Here is a 15,015-nt window from a genome sequence, read left to right on the forward strand (position 1 = left end):
TCCCTAGAGCCCGTACGCCTCCAGCAGGCGCAGCCACACCTCGCTGACCGTCGGGTACGACGGGACGGCGTGCCACAGGTCGTCCAGGGTCACCTCGGACGTGACCGCGATCGTCGCGGCGTGCAGCAGCTCGGCCGCTCCCGGAGCCACGAAGGTCACGCCGAGCAGCACCCGGCGGCGCTCGTCCACCACCGCCTTGGCCTTGCCCCGATAGCCCTCGCCGAGGAGGTAGCCGCCGGCCACCTGCTCCATGTCGTGCTCCACGACCCGCACGTCGAAGCCCTCGGCGCGGGCCTGCGCCTCCGTGCGGCCCACCGCGCACACCTGCGGATCGGTGAAGACCACCTGCGGCGCCCCCGCGCGGTCCGCGCGATCGCGCATGCCGGGCCGGTCGTCCGCCTCGCCCCGGACACGGGCGACGATCACGTCGGAGGCCGCCCGCGCCTGGTATTTGCCCATGTGCGTGAGGAGCGCGCGACCGTTGACGTCTCCCACCGCGTAGAGCCAGCCGTCCGCCACACCGGTGGCCCGCATGCTGTCGTCCACCTCGACCGGACGGGACTCCGGCAGCCCGACCGAGGCCAGGCCGAGGTCGTCGGTGGCGGACCGGCGACCGGCGGCGACCAGGATCTCGTCGGCCCTGACCGTCCCCCCGCTCGCGAGCCGCACCGTGACCTCGCCGCCCGGCTCCGGCCGCTCGACCTTCTCCGCGCTCTCGTGCGTGCGGATGTCGACCCCCTGGTCCGCCAGCGACCGCGCGACCGTCTCCCCCGCGAAGGGCTCCATCCTCGTCAGCAGGTCGCCGCCCCGCACGAGCATCGTGACCTCCCGGGACCCGAGCCCGCGCATGGCCTGGGCCATCTCGCACGCGACCACGCCGCCGCCGATCACCACGAGCCGCTCCGGTATGGCACGCGCGCCGGTCGCCTCACGGTTCGTCCACGGCCCGGCCGCGGCGAGACCGGCCACGGGCGGGATCACCGAGCGGCTGCCGGTGGCCAGCACGACGGCGTGGTTCGCGACAAGCGTGCGGACGCCGCCGTCGGCCGTCGTGACCTCGACCCGCCGGGGTCCGGCGAGCCGTCCCGTGCCGCGCACGAGCGTCACGCCAGCCGAGTCGAGCCACCGGGCCTGCCCCGCGTCGTCGTACTGCGAGACCACGGCGTCACGCCGGGCCAGCACCGCGCCGGCGTCGATCGGACCGGCGAGCCGCAGGCCGGTGACCCGGCCCACCTCTCCCGCGAGGTCCACCGGCCGCAGGAGCGCCTTGCTCGGCATGCAGGCCCAGTAGGAGCACTCCCCACCCGCCAGCTCGCTCTCCACGATGACGGTGCTGAGGCCGGCCGCCGCCAGCCGTCCCGCCGCGACCTCGCCTGCCGGACCCGCGCCTATCACGATCACATCGAAGTCTTCCACGCACTCCAGCCTGTCACGGGCGTCCCTGTGTCGTGGAGACGAGCCCCCCTTCGTAGGCGGCGATGACCAGCTGGGCCCGGTCGCGCGCGCCGAGCTTCGCGAGCAGGTGCCCGATGTGGGTCTTCACGGTGGCCGTGCTCACATGCAGGCTCGCGGCGATCTCCAGATTGGACAGGCCGCGCGCGACGAGCGTGAGCACCTCACGCTCCCGGACGGTGAGGCCGTCGAGCGAGGGCCCGGAGCGAGGCCGGTCCGCGCCGGTCCGGGCGAACTGTGTGGACTGTGTGAACTGGGCGATCAGCCGCCGCGTCACGCTCGGCGCCAGCAGCCCCTCGCCCGCGGCGATGACGCGGATCGCCGCCAGCAGGTCGGCGGGCGGCGTGTTCTTCAGCAGGAACCCGCTCGCCCCGGCCCGCAGCCCCGCGTAGACGTACTCGTCGAGGTCGAACGTGGTGAGGATCAGCACCCTGGCGCCGGAAGGTTCGGCGCAGATGCGCCGGGTCGCCTCGATGCCGTCCATGCCGGGCATCCGCACGTCCATCAGCACGACGTCGGGACGCTCGGCGCGGGCCAGCTCGACCGCCCGCGTCCCGGTGCCCGCCTCGCCGACCGCGACCAGCCCCGGCGTGCTGTCGACCAGCAGGCGCAGGCTGCCGCGCAGCAGTTCCTGGTCGTCGGCGAGCAGCACCCGGATCGGCTCGGGCTCGTTCACGTCCCCTCCCCTTCCCGCGGCAGGAGCGCGAGCACGCGGAACCCGCCGCCGGACAGCGGACCCGCCGTGAAGGCCCCGCCGTACGCCGCGACGCGCTCGCGCATGCCGATCACCCCATGCCCGACCCAATGCCCCGACGGACCGGCGGGCAGGACCCGGCGGCCCGGCCCGTCGTCGGTCACCTCGATCCGCACCTGTCCTCCCTCGTCGTGCACCAGCACCCGGCAGGCCGCCGGGGCCGCGTGCCTGACCACGTTGGTGACGGCCTCCTGGACGATCCGGTGCACCGCCAGCTCCAGGGCCGGGGGCAGTCCGTCCGCCACCCGCACGTCCAGATCCACGCGTACGCCCGCGGCCGCCGCACGCTCGGCGATGTCCGGCAGCGCCGCGAGGCCCGGCGCCGGAGACAGCGTGCCGGGGACAGCGCCGGGGGCCGTGCGCAGCACGCCGAGCATGTGCCGCATCTCGGTCAGCGCCTGCCTGCTCGTGGCCTCGATGACGCGCAGCGCCTCCAGCGCCTCCTCCGGCCGCCGGTCCGCCACGTGCGCGGCGACCCCGGCCTTCACCCCGATGAGGCTGAGCGTGTGGGAGACCACGTCGTGCATCTCCCTGGCGATGCGCAGCCGTTCCTCGGTGACGGCGTGCTCGGCGGCCTGCTCGGCCTGGCGCGCGGCGTACGCCCGGCGCTCCCGCACCGCCCGGCCGATGGTCCAGGCGCCGCCCAGGGCGAGTGAGCCGAGCACGACGGTCTCCACGACCCGCCTGACCTCCGGCCCGGCCGCGACGCCGCCGAACGCCGCCAGCAGCAGCGCCCCGACGGTCAGCGCGCCGATCGCCGCCGTCGGCTCCCACCGGCGCCGCCGCGTGCCGAGCGCGACCGGATAGAGCGCGTACGCCGCGGCGGCCAGCGGCTCCCGCACGACGCCGAGCGTCATGGCCGCCACGGACGCGACCGCGACGACGCAGAAGACCGGCAGCGGCCACCGCCGCCGGACCGCGAGCGGCAGCGTCATCGCGGCGATCAGAGCCAAGGCCGCCGGGCGCCGCGCGTCCGGGGACTCGACGACCAGCACGAACGCGTACCCCACGGCCGCCAGCACGTCGAGCGCGACCAGCTCACGGGGGCGCAGCGGCCGGGGGAACAACGGCCGCACGTCCGGATCGTCCACGCGCCCACGCTAGCCATACGCGCGCACGCGCGCCTCCTGCCATGGTCTGTCATGCCACGGTCTGAGGCGGGTCCTGCGGATCGCACCCCGCTCCGACGCGGGCAGCGGGCGGCCCGCGAGACCGTCGGGACATGATCGAAGTCAGAGAGCTGACCAAGCGTTTCGGACGCACGGTCGCCGTGGACGGGCTGACGTTCCACGTGAAACCAGGCCGCGTGACCGGGTTCCTCGGGCCGAACGGCGCGGGCAAGTCCACGACCATGCGGGTCGTCCTCGGCCTGGACCGCCCGGCGAGCGGCGAGGCGCTGGTGAGCGGCCGCCGCTACGACCGCATCCGCCATCCGATGCGGGAGGTGGGCGCCCTCCTGGACGCCGGCGCGGTGCAGGGCGGCCGTACGCCCCTCGCCCACCTGAGCTGGATGGCCCGCGCCAACCGCATCGGCCGGGACCGGGTCGTGTCCGTCATCGAGCAGGTGGGCCTGGCCGGGGTGGCCCGCAAGCGGATCGCCGGATTCTCGCTCGGCATGCGTCAGCGCCTCGGTATCGCCGCCGCACTCCTCGGCGACCCCGCGGTGCTGCTGCTCGACGAGCCGGTCAACGGCCTCGATCCCGACGGCGTGCGCTGGATCCGCGACCTGCTCCGCGGTCTCGCCGCCGAAGGCCGCACGGTGCTCCTGTCGAGTCACCTGATGAGCGAGATGGAGCTCACCGCGGACCATCTCGTCATCATCGGCCGGGGGCGGCTCATCGCGGACACGCCGATGCGGGAGCTGACCGCCGTACGGGACGTCCTCGTCCGCAGCAGCCGCGCCGCCGACCTCTCCGCCGCGTTGTCGGCCGCGGGCGGGACGGTCACCGCCGAGGACGACGGGGGCCTGTCGGTGCGCGGCCTCGATCCGACGGAGATCGGCGACCTCGCCGCCCGGCACGCGATCCCCCTCCACGAGGTCACCCCGCGCGGCGCCTCGCTGGAGGAGACCTACATGCGGCTCACGGCCGGGCTCACGGGTGGGGGTGCGGACCGATGATCGACGCCCTCGCCGCCGAATGGCTCAAGCTCCGCACCCTCCGGTCCTCCTCCGTCGTCCTCGGCGTGGTCGGCGTCGTCGTCGCTCTCATGGCCCTGCTGGCGTGGTACGCCGTCCACCTGTGGGAGGGTCTGCCGCCCGGGCAGCGCGACCGCCTCGAGGTGTCGTCGCTGCCCGAGCTCGCCAACTGGCTCGCCTCGCTGTGCCTGGCCGTGCTGGGCGTCCTCACCTGCTCCGGCGAGTACGGCACCGGCATGATCCGCACCACGTTCACCGTGCTGCCGTCGCGCGGGCGGGTGCTCGCCGCCAAGGCGGGCGTCGTCGCGGTCGTCTCCTTCTGCACCGGCCTCGCGGCCGTGCTCGCCACGTGGGCCGCCGGACGGCTGATCATCGGCGATCGGCCCATCCGGGGGCAGTCGGCCGAGGCGCTGAGCCGGCAGATGCCGCTCTTCCTCGCGCTGAGCCTGTCCATCGCGATGTTCGCGCTGCTCGGCCTGTGCCTGGCCGTGAGCACGCGGTCGGCCGTCGCCGCCATCGCCACGCTCGTGGCGGTCTGGTACGTGCTCCCGATCATCGTCAACAACGTCCCGGCGCCCTGGAACGAGCGCATCGGCTCGATCCTCCCCGGCGCCCTGGCGGGCCAGCTGGCCGGCACCGGCAACCCCCAGTCGCTCGGCGGCGAGCTCCTGTCGCCCCTCGCCGCGCTCGCGGTCATGGTCGCCTGGGTGGCGGTGCCGTACGCGCTGGCCGCCGTCCTGCTGGCCCGCAGGGACGCCTGACGCCTCAGCCCGCGAGCGGCGGCTGGCAGGCCCCAGAGGGCGCGGTGGGCGCGGTGGTCGCGGTCGTCGCGGTGGCCGGCTTCGCCGCCGTGCCCGTGCCCGTGCCCGTGTTCGCGTTCGCGTCCGGCGCGAGGGACACCTTGGCCGTGAGCGACAGGGTCAGGGGCAGGGAGAGGAGACCGGGCGAACAGGCGGGAGCGCACGCCGCGGGCGCGGGCTTGGCGACGGGCGCGACGGCGGGCTTCACGACCGGCTTCGCGACGGGCGCGACAGCGGGCTTCACGACCGGCTTGGCGACCGGCTTGACGACCGGCTTCACGACCGGCTTCACGACCGGCTTCACGACCGGCTTGGCGACGGGAGCCGGGGCCGGAGCGGGCTTGGCGGCCGGCTGCGCCGCAGGCCGCGCGACCGGCGCCGGGGCGGGCGACGCGGCGGGCGTGGGCGTCGCCGTGACTGTGGGCGTGGGTGTGGGCGTGGGTGTGATCGGCCGGGGCGCCGGGCGGTCGTGCCTCCCCTTGTCGACGGTGACGTTCTTGTCCACGTCGTGCTCGTCCGTCCGCGGGGAGACCGTCGTCTTGCTGTCCCCCTCCTGGCCCTCGGCGTTGATCTCGACCGCCTCGGGCATGTCCTGCATCGCGTCCATCTGGTCCAGGTCGGCGTACTGCAGGGCGGAGACGCTGTCGTTCTGCCAGTTGTACGGCAGGGCCGTCGCGCCCGTCGTTTCCTTCTGGAACGGGACGAGGACCAGCGTGAGGTCACGCATCAGGAACTGGTGCTGGCGCTGCTCCTCCCGCAGCCGCTGGTTGTGCCGGTTCCCGTTCTTCTGGCGGTTGCGCTGGCCCCGCGCGTGCGGATGGCCGGCCCGGAAGAGGCCGTGCTGTGCGGACATCGTGGCGGACATCGTGGCGGCCCCCGCCGGAGCCGCCACGAGAGGAGCACTCGCGATCACGGCGCCACCGGCGAGGACGGCGCCGATCGCGAGGACCCCGGCGACGCTCGTGCTTTTAGCCATTTCGTTTTCCCCCTAGAACAACCAGAGAACAACCACCGTGCTTACCGATCTCGGGGTTTCCGCGCAGATCACCGGACAAACGAGCTAACACCCGATCTTTCCCTTCCCCTGCGCATTGTTGAGGCCGCCACAGGTTTAAATGTCCGACTTAGGAGAGAAATGTCGTGACACCGCCCGATGCCTCCTACCGGACCGCTGCGAAGTGAGGGTGCGGCGGGTCCGGGTACGGCTCAGGCATGACCTCTGCACGGGACGAACTGGCGGGGCTCGACCCCTTCGACATCTTCGACACCGAGGCGGCGCGGCTCGACCGCTTCTTCTCCTCCCTCGACGAGGACGGCTGGAACCGCCCCTCCCGGTGCGACGGCTGGACCGTGCGCGACGTGCTCGCGCACCTGGCAGGCGAGGAGTTGTACAACCAGGCGTGCCTGGACGACGACATCGACGGGTTCTACGAGCTGCTCGAACACGAGGGCGTGCACGGCGGCTTCAGCGACTTCAACGAGTGGTGCGTGCGCAGGCGGCGCGGCCTGCCGGTGGAGCAGGTGCTCGACGAGTGGCGGACCAGGAACGGGGAGACGCGAAGGCGCATGCGGGCCCTCGGCCGCGACGGCACGCTGCACACGTCGGCCGGCCCCTACCCGGCCGGCCTCCAGACCTTCCACTACGACTCGGAGTACGCCGCGCACGCCGACGACGTCGGGGCTCCGGTGTCGCCGGGCGAGGTCGGCGACCGCCTCGGCTGGCGGGTCCGGGTGGGCATGTTCGTGCTGGAGGAACAGGGGTCCACCGCGCGGGTCGAACACGCCTGCGGCCGGGTGCAGGTGCAGGTGGACGAGGGCCTGACCGCGGATCTTCCCCCCGAGGAGTTCGTCGAGGCGACCGTCGGCCGTCTGCCCGCCGACCATCCTCTGGACGCCCGCCTCAGGAGCGCGCTGCGCTGCCTCGCCTGAGCAGATGAACCTGAGCGGGTGAAGACGAGACACGCCGGGCGCCCCTGCGGGCACCCGGCGTGCTGGACATAAGGGATCGGACCGCGCCCTCGGCACCGGTGGTAATAAGACGCCCGTCTCCCGCCTCGGCGGGACCGCCGCCCACGACCCGGCGCACCCGGGAGCGGGCCGTACGGGCAGGGCCGCGCGCACGGGCACGGCGATCGCGCCGGCCCGTACGGCGGAGCCGTGCACGCCCGCCCCGCCGCCCACGCGGCATCGGTACGGCGGGCTGACCGGACGTCTGCGACCGGGCGGCCGGGTGGGACCCCCGGGCCGGCGGTCGACGGCGGCGCGACGGCGCGCCGAATATGGAATGCGTATCGATAAACGCCTCATGCGAATTCCCCGAATGAAAATGCGGCCAGGACAGGCCGGTTTGCCCGGGGGGATCCAGACGTGCGGCGGCCCGTCAACGATGCATCGGGATCGGGCCAAAATCAATCAGGCGCGCCAGAGAGAACGCATTCCGCCCGATTAGACAGGAGATCAGGGCAGCCAGGAGACTCGGCCGCGCAGCACGCCGTACCCGACGAAGGCGACCACGTCGATCAGCGTGTGCGCGATGATCAGCGGCATGGTCCGCCCCCAGCGCTGGTAGAGCCGGCCGAAGACCACGCCCATCGCGATGTTGCCGAGGAAGCCGCCGAAGCCCTGGTAAAGGTGGTAGGAGCCGCGCAGGACGGCCGACGTCCCGACCGCGCGCCACGGCGACCAGCCGCGCTGCCGCAACCGGTGCAGCAGATAACCGGCGACCAGCACCTCCTCCAGCACGCCGTTCTGGGCGGCCTCGGCGACCAGGACCGGGATCCGCCACCAGTAGTCCGGCAGGCTGTCGGGCACGACGTTCAGGTTGAACCCGGATCGGAAGGCGAACAGGTAGAAGAGCAGCCCGCTGCCGCCGATCACCGCCGCGAGCGCGGCGCCGCGCGCCGTGTCGCGGCCGGGCTCGCGCCAGTCGGCCCCGATCGTGCGCACGGACTCGCCCGACCGGGCCAGCAGGTAGGCGACGAGGCCCACCGGCGCCACGTTCACCGCGATCCCCGCGAGGTGCAGCGAGAGATCCAGCCACGGCCGGCCGGGCGCCAGCGAGCCGACGAGCACCGCGTGCTGGTCGCCCAGGTCCTTCGGCGCGGTCAGTGCGCCGATGAGGCGGATGAGCGACAGCAGCGCGCTGGCGCCGAGCGAGACCGCGAAGACTGCGATGATCTCCGGGCCGATCAGCCGCGGTGTGAGTCCCCGCAGGGCGGTCTCGTCGGCGATGGCGTCGTCCATGCAGGCAGGGTAGCCGCCCCCGCACGGTCATCCGTCCCGTCAGTACGGCAGCGCACGCGACGTGAACGACGGTGCGACAAAGGCCGCCTTGAACTTCGGGAAGGCGACCGTGTTGGGGTTGCCGTCCGAGGTGTAGCGGTCGGTGGGGTTCGCCTTGAGCCAGTCGAGCCACGCCATCGAGCAGAACTTCTTGCAGTCGCCGACCTTCTCCTTCGACCTGATCCGCGGGATGCCGACCGGGTCGAAGTCCTTGGTGAACGGCGACGGCGACGGGGTGTAGCCCGCGAGGAACACGCCCTTGTAGTCGTAGCGGGTGCCGCCGGACGTTCCCTGCAGCGCCCACTTCTTCTCGTGCGGCTGGTTGCCGTACGGCAGGGCGAGCGTGACCGGCGGCGTCTTGATCAGCGAGGTGATCAGCGTCTGCCCGGACGCGACCTGCTTCTCCACCTGGTCCTTCGGCTTGCCGAGCAGGTTGAGGTGGTCGCGGGTGTGGTTGCCGATGTCGAAGTTGTGGTCCTTGAGCCACTGCAGGACCTGGAGCTGTTCCTCCTGCCGGGCCTTGCCGAACAGGTCCTTGATCACATACATGGTCGCCACCGGCCGGAAGCCCGGATGCTTCTTCGCGACGTCCATCAGGATGCCGATCGCGCAGTCCGGCGTCGGATTGCCCATGCCGTCGAGTGTGAGCTGGGAGGGCGACGAGTCGTCGAAGGTCAGCACCACCGGGTGCTTGCCCGCCGGAATGTCCATCTTTCCGGTGACGTACTCGGCCGCCGTGACCGGCACGTAGTCCTCCGCCGCGAGCCGCTCCAGCTCGTCGCGGAAGTCCTTCGGGCTGCGGTCGTCGCCCGGCGGCGGGTTCTTGACGATCCGGTGATACATGATCACCGGGACCTGCCCCAGCTCGTTGGCCTTCACCTGAGCGGCGGCGGCCGTCTCGGACTTGCGCAGCGCCGCCCCGGCCGCCGCGTTCTTCTGCTGGTGACCGGCCGGGCTCGCGTGTGTGACCTGCTTGCCCCCACCGGCGGCGCAGGCGGAGAGCGCGACCGCCCCCAACGACGCCGCGGCGATACCGGCTACCCTGAAGCGCCCCATGGATCCCCCTCATCGGGCCGCGCGTGACAATGAGGGGCTCCTACCCGCGGGACGCGCTCACATCACGCCACGTAGGACAAACATCACGCTAAGTGAGTCACAGGTGAGGTTCGGCGCAGAAGGCGACGCCGTCCCCGCCGATCTCGACGGAGCCCTCCGACGCGGCGCTGAACACCGACTCGCCCGGCCGCAGCTTGACCTCCGCGTCGGCCGTGCCCACGTTCACGACGCCTTCTGTGCACAGCACGATCCTCGGCAAGCCCCCCGGGAGCGCCCCGTCCGCGCCGGGCGCGATCCTGCGGAGCAGGAACTCCGGCACCGGGGGCACGTACGCGCCGCCGGCCGGCTCCACCGGCAGGGGTTGCGCCGCGGCGTCGGTGATCCGCAGCAGTTCCTCCACGTCGATGCGCTTGCCGGTCAGGCCCGCCCGCAGCACGTTGTCGGAGCAGGCCATGATCTCCACGCCGAAGCCGTCGAGGTAGCAGTGCAGCACCCCGGCCCCGAGGAACAGCGCCTCGCCGGGGGCGAGCGTGTGGCGGCGCATCAGCAGCGGCGCCAGCACGGCCGGGTCCTCCGGGTATCGCCGGGCCAGCCGTACCACGAGCGCGTAGTCGGGCGTGTGGCAGGCGGAGGCCGCCCACACCACCGACTCGACCAGCTCGCGCCGGGACGTGCCCCCGGATCGGGGCCACTCGAGCAGCACCCGCAGCGCGGCGAGCACGTCGCCGTCGCGCAGCGCCGCGACCACCGGCCGCAGCGCGTTCACGTGCAGCCGCTCGACGAGCATCGCCGCCTGCCCGGGCGGCCGGAACCCGGCCAGCCCGGTGAACGGCGTGAGCGCGCAGACCAGCTCCGGCTTGTGCCAGGGGTCGGTGTAGTTCGCGTCCCCCCGGGCGTGGCCGTCGGCGGCCTGCTCGGCGTCCGGGTGGACCTGCAGCGACAGCGGCGCGTCCACCGCGATCAGCTTCATCAGGTACGGCAGCCGCTCTCCGAACCGACCGGCGACCGCCTCACCGAGGGTCCCCGCCGGGTCGGCCGTGACCGCGTCGGCGAGGGTGATCTCGGCCCTGTCCCTGGTCAGCCGGGAGGACGCGGCCGGGTGGGCGCCCAGCCACATCTCGGCCTCCGGCCCGGAGGCGGGCCGCCCGGTCAGCTCGGCGATGGCCGTCCGGGAGCCCCAGGGATAGTCCTTGATGACATTGGTGAGCAGGTCCACATGCGTCCTTCGGGCGTCAAGGGGGGGTTCCGAGACTAACGGGGTTCGTTGACGCATCGGAGCACGGGGTGACGCACGAGCGCGCCGGGGTCCACCTCGCCGCCGGTGACGTGGAAGACCGCGGTCTCCCCCGGCAGCAGCGTGACGAGCTGGTCGTCCACGGTCGCGCGAGGATCGAGCCGGTCGGGGAAGATCGCCAGCTCGCGCACGATCGTCCGCGCGGTCACCCGCACCCGCAGCCCGCCCTCGATCTCCTCGACCACCGTGTCCATCTCCGCCGGCGGGTAGTCCATGGCCTGGTCCTCACTCGGGAACCGCAGGGCGCGTACGTCGTCGAGGGTGGCCACCAGCACCTCGCCCGCCGGATGTCCTGCCCACGCGCCTCCCCTGGGCAGCTCGGGCAGGTCGACGGACGCCGTGCCCCGCGCCGGGACCGACACGTCGAAGCGCTCCTTGGCGAGGATCTCCCCCGCCAGGGTGAGCCGGTCGACGGCGAGCTCGCCCGACCACGGCTCGTCGGTGTCGTTGACGACCGCCAGCGTGCCGCCCTGGTCGCCCTGGAAGGTCAGCAACCGGTCGGCGTACGCGCGGCGCAGCGCGTACCACAGCGGCTTGCGCCGGCCGCCGCCGTCCACGGCCGCCCAGGAGGTGACCGGCCAGCAGTCGTTGAGCTGCCACACGATCGTGCCCATGCAGTGGGGCGCGAGCGCCCGGAACCGCTCGATGCCGAACGCCATCGCCCTGGCCTGGTTGAGCTGGGTGTAGTAGTGCCAGTCGTCGAACCCGTCCGGCCGGGGCAGGTGCTCGCCGAGGCCGCGCAGCAGCTTGAGGTCGCCGTCGATCGCCTTCTGGTGGTGGGCCACGCCCGGGGAGACCGGCGTCAGCGGGTCGTCGGACACCGCGGCGCGCAGCGTCGCGTACGTCGGCGGGCCCTGGAAGCCGAACTCGGCCACGAACCTCGGGGTGTAGGTCGCGTAGTGGGTGTAGTCGTGGGTGTTCCAGACCGTCCAGATGTGGACCGTGCCCTTGGCCGGGTCGTTCGGCGGCAGGTCCGGGGATCCGGAGTAGGGGCTGCCCGGCCAGTAGGGCCGGCTCGGGTCGAGCTCGGCGACGACCCGGGGAAGCAGGTCGTAGTAGAAGCCGCCGCCCCAGCTGCGTCCCTCCAGCTTCTCCTGCCAGCCCCAGTCGGCGTGGCCCTCGATGTTCTCGTTGTTGCCGCACCACAGCACGAGACTGGCGTGGCGGGCCAGGCGGGCGACGTGCTCGCGGGCCTCCGCCTCCACCTCCGCGGCGAAGCGGCCCTCCTCCGGGTAGGCCGCGCACGCGAACGGGAAGTCCTGCCAGACGAGCAGGCCCATCTCGTCGGCGAGGTCGTAGAAGTCCTCGCTCTCGTATCTGCCGCCGCCCCACACCCGCAGGCAGTTGGCGCCCGCGGCGGCCGCCTGGGCGAACCGCTCGGCGAGGCGCTCCCGGGTGATCCGGCTGGGGAAGCAGTCGTCGGGGATCCAGTTGAAGCCCTTGACGAAGACGGGCTTGCCGTTGATCACGAAGGTGAACGCGTCATCGGTCCGGTCCAGCTCGACCGACCGGAATCCGATCCTGCCCGTCCACTCCTGGTCCTCCAGCCGGACCACGAGGTCGTACAGGGGCTGCTCGCCGTACCCGCGCGGCCACCACAGGTCGGGGTCCGGCACGGTCAGCGTGACGACCGTCCGCCGCTGCCCGGCTGCGACGGTCACGCTTTCGGTCACGCCCGCGACCGACGCCGAGAGGGTCAGGGGCCGCTCGGCGGCGCGCTCGATCGCGACGTGCACCTCGACCGTGCCGTCCGCCGCGGCGAAGGGGCGCACCTCGGTGATGCGGGCGGTGCTCCAGGTCTCGATGCCGATGGGCCGCCAGATCCCGGCGGTGACCACCGTCGGTCCCCAGTCCCAGCCGAAGTTGCAGGCCATCTTCCTGATGAACTGGTACGGCTCGGCGTACGCGCCGGGGCGGTCGCCGAGGGCCGCCCTCTGCGCCTCCGCGTACCCGTACGGCGGGTCGAACAGGATCTTGAGCGTGTTCTCGCCCTCGCTCAGCAGGTGCCGCACGGGAAACCGGTACGACCGGTGCATGTTGGCCGTCGTGCCGATCTCGACGCCGTTGAGCACGAGCGTGGCGGCCGTGTCGAGCCCCTCGCAGACGAGGTCCGCCCGGTCGTCGTCAGCGCCGTCCCCCGCTGACTCCCACGTGAAGGTGGTCTCGTACGACCATGCCGTACGGCCGATCCAGGTCAGCCGGTCCTCGTTGTCGTCCAGGTACGGATCCTCGATCAGCCCGGCGGCGAGGAGGTCGGTGTGGACGCAACCGGGAACGGCCGCGGGCAGTCCCGCGACCACCGGCCGGAGCTGCCCGGTCGACGACACGGCGGTGACGGTCCACCCGTCGTGCAGGGGACGGTACGAGCTCACGCTTTCTCCTTATCGGCGCACGCCACATAGTGATCACTGTCGATCTCGGCCAGCCCGGGGCGGGTCCGGCTCTCCTGCGGCGCCTCGTGGTACGCGCACGGCACGTCCTCGACGGCGCCCGTCCCCTCGGCGCCCGTCCCCTCGGCGTCCGTCCACTTGGCGTGCAGCCGGGGGACCGAGGCCAGCAGCGAGCGCGTGTAGGGATGCGCGGGGCTGCCGAAGACGAGGTCCGTCCGGCCCATCTCCACGATCCTCCCGTGCCGCAGCACCACGGTCCTGTCGCTGACGTAGTTGCCGAGCGACAGGTCGTGCGTGACGAACAGGATGCCGAGGCCACGCGCCCGCAGGTCGGCGAGCAGGTTGAGCACGTCGATGCGGGTCGACGCGTCGAGCATGCTGATGATCTCGTCGGCGACCAGCAGCCGGATGTCGAGGAGCACCGCCCGGGCGATCAGCATGCGCTGGAGCTGCCCGCCGCTGAGCTGATGGGGATACTTGCCGAGCACGTTGCCGGGGTCGAGCCGCACGCTCTCCAGCGCGCCCTCCACGCGCTTTCGCCACTCGTCCGCGCCGGCCCTGGGGAAGTACTGCTCCTTGATCATCGCGAACACGCGGTCGGCCCGGAAGACGGGGTTGTAGCAGCTGAAGGGATCCTGGAAGACGCCCTGCACCTGCCGGTAGTACTCCTTGCGGTCCTTGATCGAGGTGATGTCCCTGCCGTCCAGGGTGATCGTGCCGCCGCTGACGGAGGCGAGGCGCAGGATCATCCGGCCGAGCGTGCTCTTGCCGCTGCCGCTCTCCCCGATGAGCGAGACCACCTCCCCCTCGCCGACCTCGAAGCTCACGTCGGAGACGGCCTTCAGCTCGCGCCCGCCGAACGCGCCGACGCGGTAGACCTTGGACACACCGTCGAGCTTGAGCATCTATTCGGCCTTCCAGCAGGCGACGAGGTGGCCCGGGGCCACCTCGGCGAACGGCGGCTGCTCGGCGCACTGGTCGAACGCGAGCGGGCAGCGATCTCTGAACCGGCATCCCCCGGGCGGCTTGAGCAGGGACGGCGGACTGCCGGGGATCCCCGCCAGCCGGCGGTCCTCGTAGCGCACCCCCACCTCGGGCAGCGCGGAGACGAGCTGCTGGGTGTACGGATGCCTCGGGGCGGTGACGAGCACGTCGGCCGGGGCCTTCTCGGCCAGCCGCCCGGCGTACATCACCATGATCGAGTCGGCGATCTGGTAGACGAGCGAGATGTCGTGGGTGACCACCATCATGCTCGTGACCAGGCCACGGTCGCGGAACCCGAGCAGCGTCGTGGCCACGGCCTTCTGGCTCGACACGTCGAGCGCGGAGGTGACCTCGTCGGCGATCAGCAGCGAGGGGTTCAGCAGAGTGGAGACCACCATGACCACCCGCTGCTTCATGCCACCGGACAGCTCGATCGGATAGCGGTCGAGCACGTCCTTCGACAGGCCCACCAGCTCCAGCCGCCGCTCCAGCTCGGCCCGGTCCGGCCGCTCGCCGCGCGAGTCCAGCAGCTCGCCGACCATCCTGCCGATCTTCCTGGTCGGGTTGAGCGCGCTCATCGAATACTGCGGGATGAGCGACACCTTCCGGAAGCGGAACTCGTCCATCGCGTCGTCGTCCGACAGCGGCATCGCGGCGCCGTCCAGCTCGACGGTGCCGCCGACGTGCCGCATGCGGCCGTCCAGGCGGATGAGGCTCTTGGCGAGCGTGGACTTGCCCGAGCCGGACTCCCCGGCCAGGCCCATGATCTCGCCGTCGGCCACGGAGAACGTGACGCCGTCGAGCGCCTTCACCTCGCCGCGCAGCGTCCGGTAGTAGACCCGGAGGTCGGTGACATTCAGCGCCAC

At 72.5% G+C, this 15,015-nt stretch carries 13 protein-coding genes; 3 read left to right on the forward strand and 10 right to left on the reverse strand.

Features of this window, described 5'->3' with window-relative positions; genetic code table 11:
* Window positions 1-3: 3 nt before the first annotated feature.
* The 3 genes from ACIBK1_RS01615 to ACIBK1_RS01625 are packed head-to-tail and all read right to left on the reverse strand — an operon-like array spanning window position 4 to window position 3,297.
* Window positions 4-1,416, reverse strand: a complete 1,413-nt coding sequence (locus ACIBK1_RS01615) for a dihydrolipoyl dehydrogenase family protein (protein WP_197042661.1) — start codon at window positions 1,414-1,416, stop codon at window positions 4-6.
* A gap of 13 nt (window positions 1,417-1,429) precedes the next feature.
* Entirely contained in the window at window positions 1,430-2,128 is a 699-nt protein-coding gene (locus tag ACIBK1_RS01620; protein WP_030508712.1) for a response regulator, read from the reverse strand.
* Entirely contained in the window at window positions 2,125-3,297 is a 1,173-nt protein-coding gene (locus ACIBK1_RS01625; RefSeq protein ID WP_396731539.1) for a sensor histidine kinase, read from the reverse strand. The genes ACIBK1_RS01620 and ACIBK1_RS01625 overlap by 4 nt, the downstream gene beginning before the upstream one ends.
* 131 nt (window positions 3,298-3,428) lie before the next feature.
* Between ACIBK1_RS01625 and ACIBK1_RS01630 the strand changes: the two genes are divergently transcribed.
* Both ACIBK1_RS01630 and ACIBK1_RS01635 read left to right on the forward strand, forming a co-directional pair.
* On the forward strand, window positions 3,429-4,325 hold the full coding sequence (locus tag ACIBK1_RS01630; protein WP_030508710.1) for an ABC transporter ATP-binding protein: 897 nt from the start codon (window positions 3,429-3,431) through the stop codon (window positions 4,323-4,325).
* Window positions 4,322-5,104: an ABC transporter permease gene (locus ACIBK1_RS01635; RefSeq protein WP_030508709.1), complete on the forward strand. Its 783-nt coding sequence runs from the start codon at window positions 4,322-4,324 to the stop codon at window positions 5,102-5,104. Before ACIBK1_RS01630 ends, ACIBK1_RS01635 begins: the two co-directional genes overlap by 4 nt.
* A gap of 4 nt (window positions 5,105-5,108) precedes the next feature.
* Here ACIBK1_RS01635 and ACIBK1_RS01640 read toward each other — a convergent pair whose 3' ends face one another.
* Window positions 5,109-6,119 (reverse strand): hypothetical protein, encoded by a 1,011-nt coding sequence (locus ACIBK1_RS01640; protein WP_396731543.1) that lies wholly within the window; start codon window positions 6,117-6,119, stop codon window positions 5,109-5,111.
* 236 nt (window positions 6,120-6,355) lie between these two features.
* On the opposite strand from ACIBK1_RS01640, the gene ACIBK1_RS01645 reads away from it, so the two are divergent.
* Window positions 6,356-7,072, forward strand: coding sequence for a maleylpyruvate isomerase family mycothiol-dependent enzyme (locus tag ACIBK1_RS01645; RefSeq protein WP_030508707.1), 717 nt, complete (start codon window positions 6,356-6,358; stop codon window positions 7,070-7,072).
* 528 nt (window positions 7,073-7,600) lie between these two features.
* Here the strand turns inward: ACIBK1_RS01645 and ACIBK1_RS01650 are convergent.
* The 6 genes from ACIBK1_RS01650 to ACIBK1_RS01675 all read right to left on the reverse strand — a co-directional run bounded on the left by ACIBK1_RS01650 (window position 7,601) and on the right by ACIBK1_RS01675 (window position 15,015).
* On the reverse strand, window positions 7,601-8,386 hold the full coding sequence (locus ACIBK1_RS01650; protein ID WP_197042660.1) for a CPBP family intramembrane glutamic endopeptidase: 786 nt from the start codon (window positions 8,384-8,386) through the stop codon (window positions 7,601-7,603).
* 39 nt (window positions 8,387-8,425) lie between these two features.
* Window positions 8,426-9,481: a polysaccharide deacetylase family protein gene (locus ACIBK1_RS01655; protein ID WP_030508705.1), complete on the reverse strand. Its 1,056-nt coding sequence runs from the start codon at window positions 9,479-9,481 to the stop codon at window positions 8,426-8,428.
* Window positions 9,482-9,578: 97 nt separating this feature from the next.
* The gene (gene manA / locus ACIBK1_RS01660; RefSeq protein ID WP_030508704.1) at window positions 9,579-10,697 is read right to left on the reverse strand and encodes a mannose-6-phosphate isomerase, class I; all 1,119 of its coding nucleotides are present in this window, start codon (window positions 10,695-10,697) and stop codon (window positions 9,579-9,581) included.
* A 35-nt stretch (window positions 10,698-10,732) separates the two neighbouring features.
* Window positions 10,733-13,147 (reverse strand): glycoside hydrolase family 2 protein, encoded by a 2,415-nt coding sequence (locus tag ACIBK1_RS01665; RefSeq protein WP_030508703.1) that lies wholly within the window; start codon window positions 13,145-13,147, stop codon window positions 10,733-10,735.
* Entirely contained in the window at window positions 13,144-14,070 is a 927-nt protein-coding gene (locus tag ACIBK1_RS01670; protein WP_396731550.1) for an ABC transporter ATP-binding protein, read from the reverse strand. Before ACIBK1_RS01670 ends, ACIBK1_RS01665 begins: the two co-directional genes overlap by 4 nt.
* Window positions 14,071-15,015: an ABC transporter ATP-binding protein gene (locus ACIBK1_RS01675; RefSeq protein ID WP_030508701.1), complete on the reverse strand. Its 945-nt coding sequence runs from the start codon at window positions 15,013-15,015 to the stop codon at window positions 14,071-14,073.

Origin of the sequence: Microbispora rosea (assembly GCF_044460045.1) — a bacterium.
Lineage (GTDB): Bacteria > Actinomycetota > Actinomycetes > Streptosporangiales > Streptosporangiaceae > Microbispora > Microbispora rosea.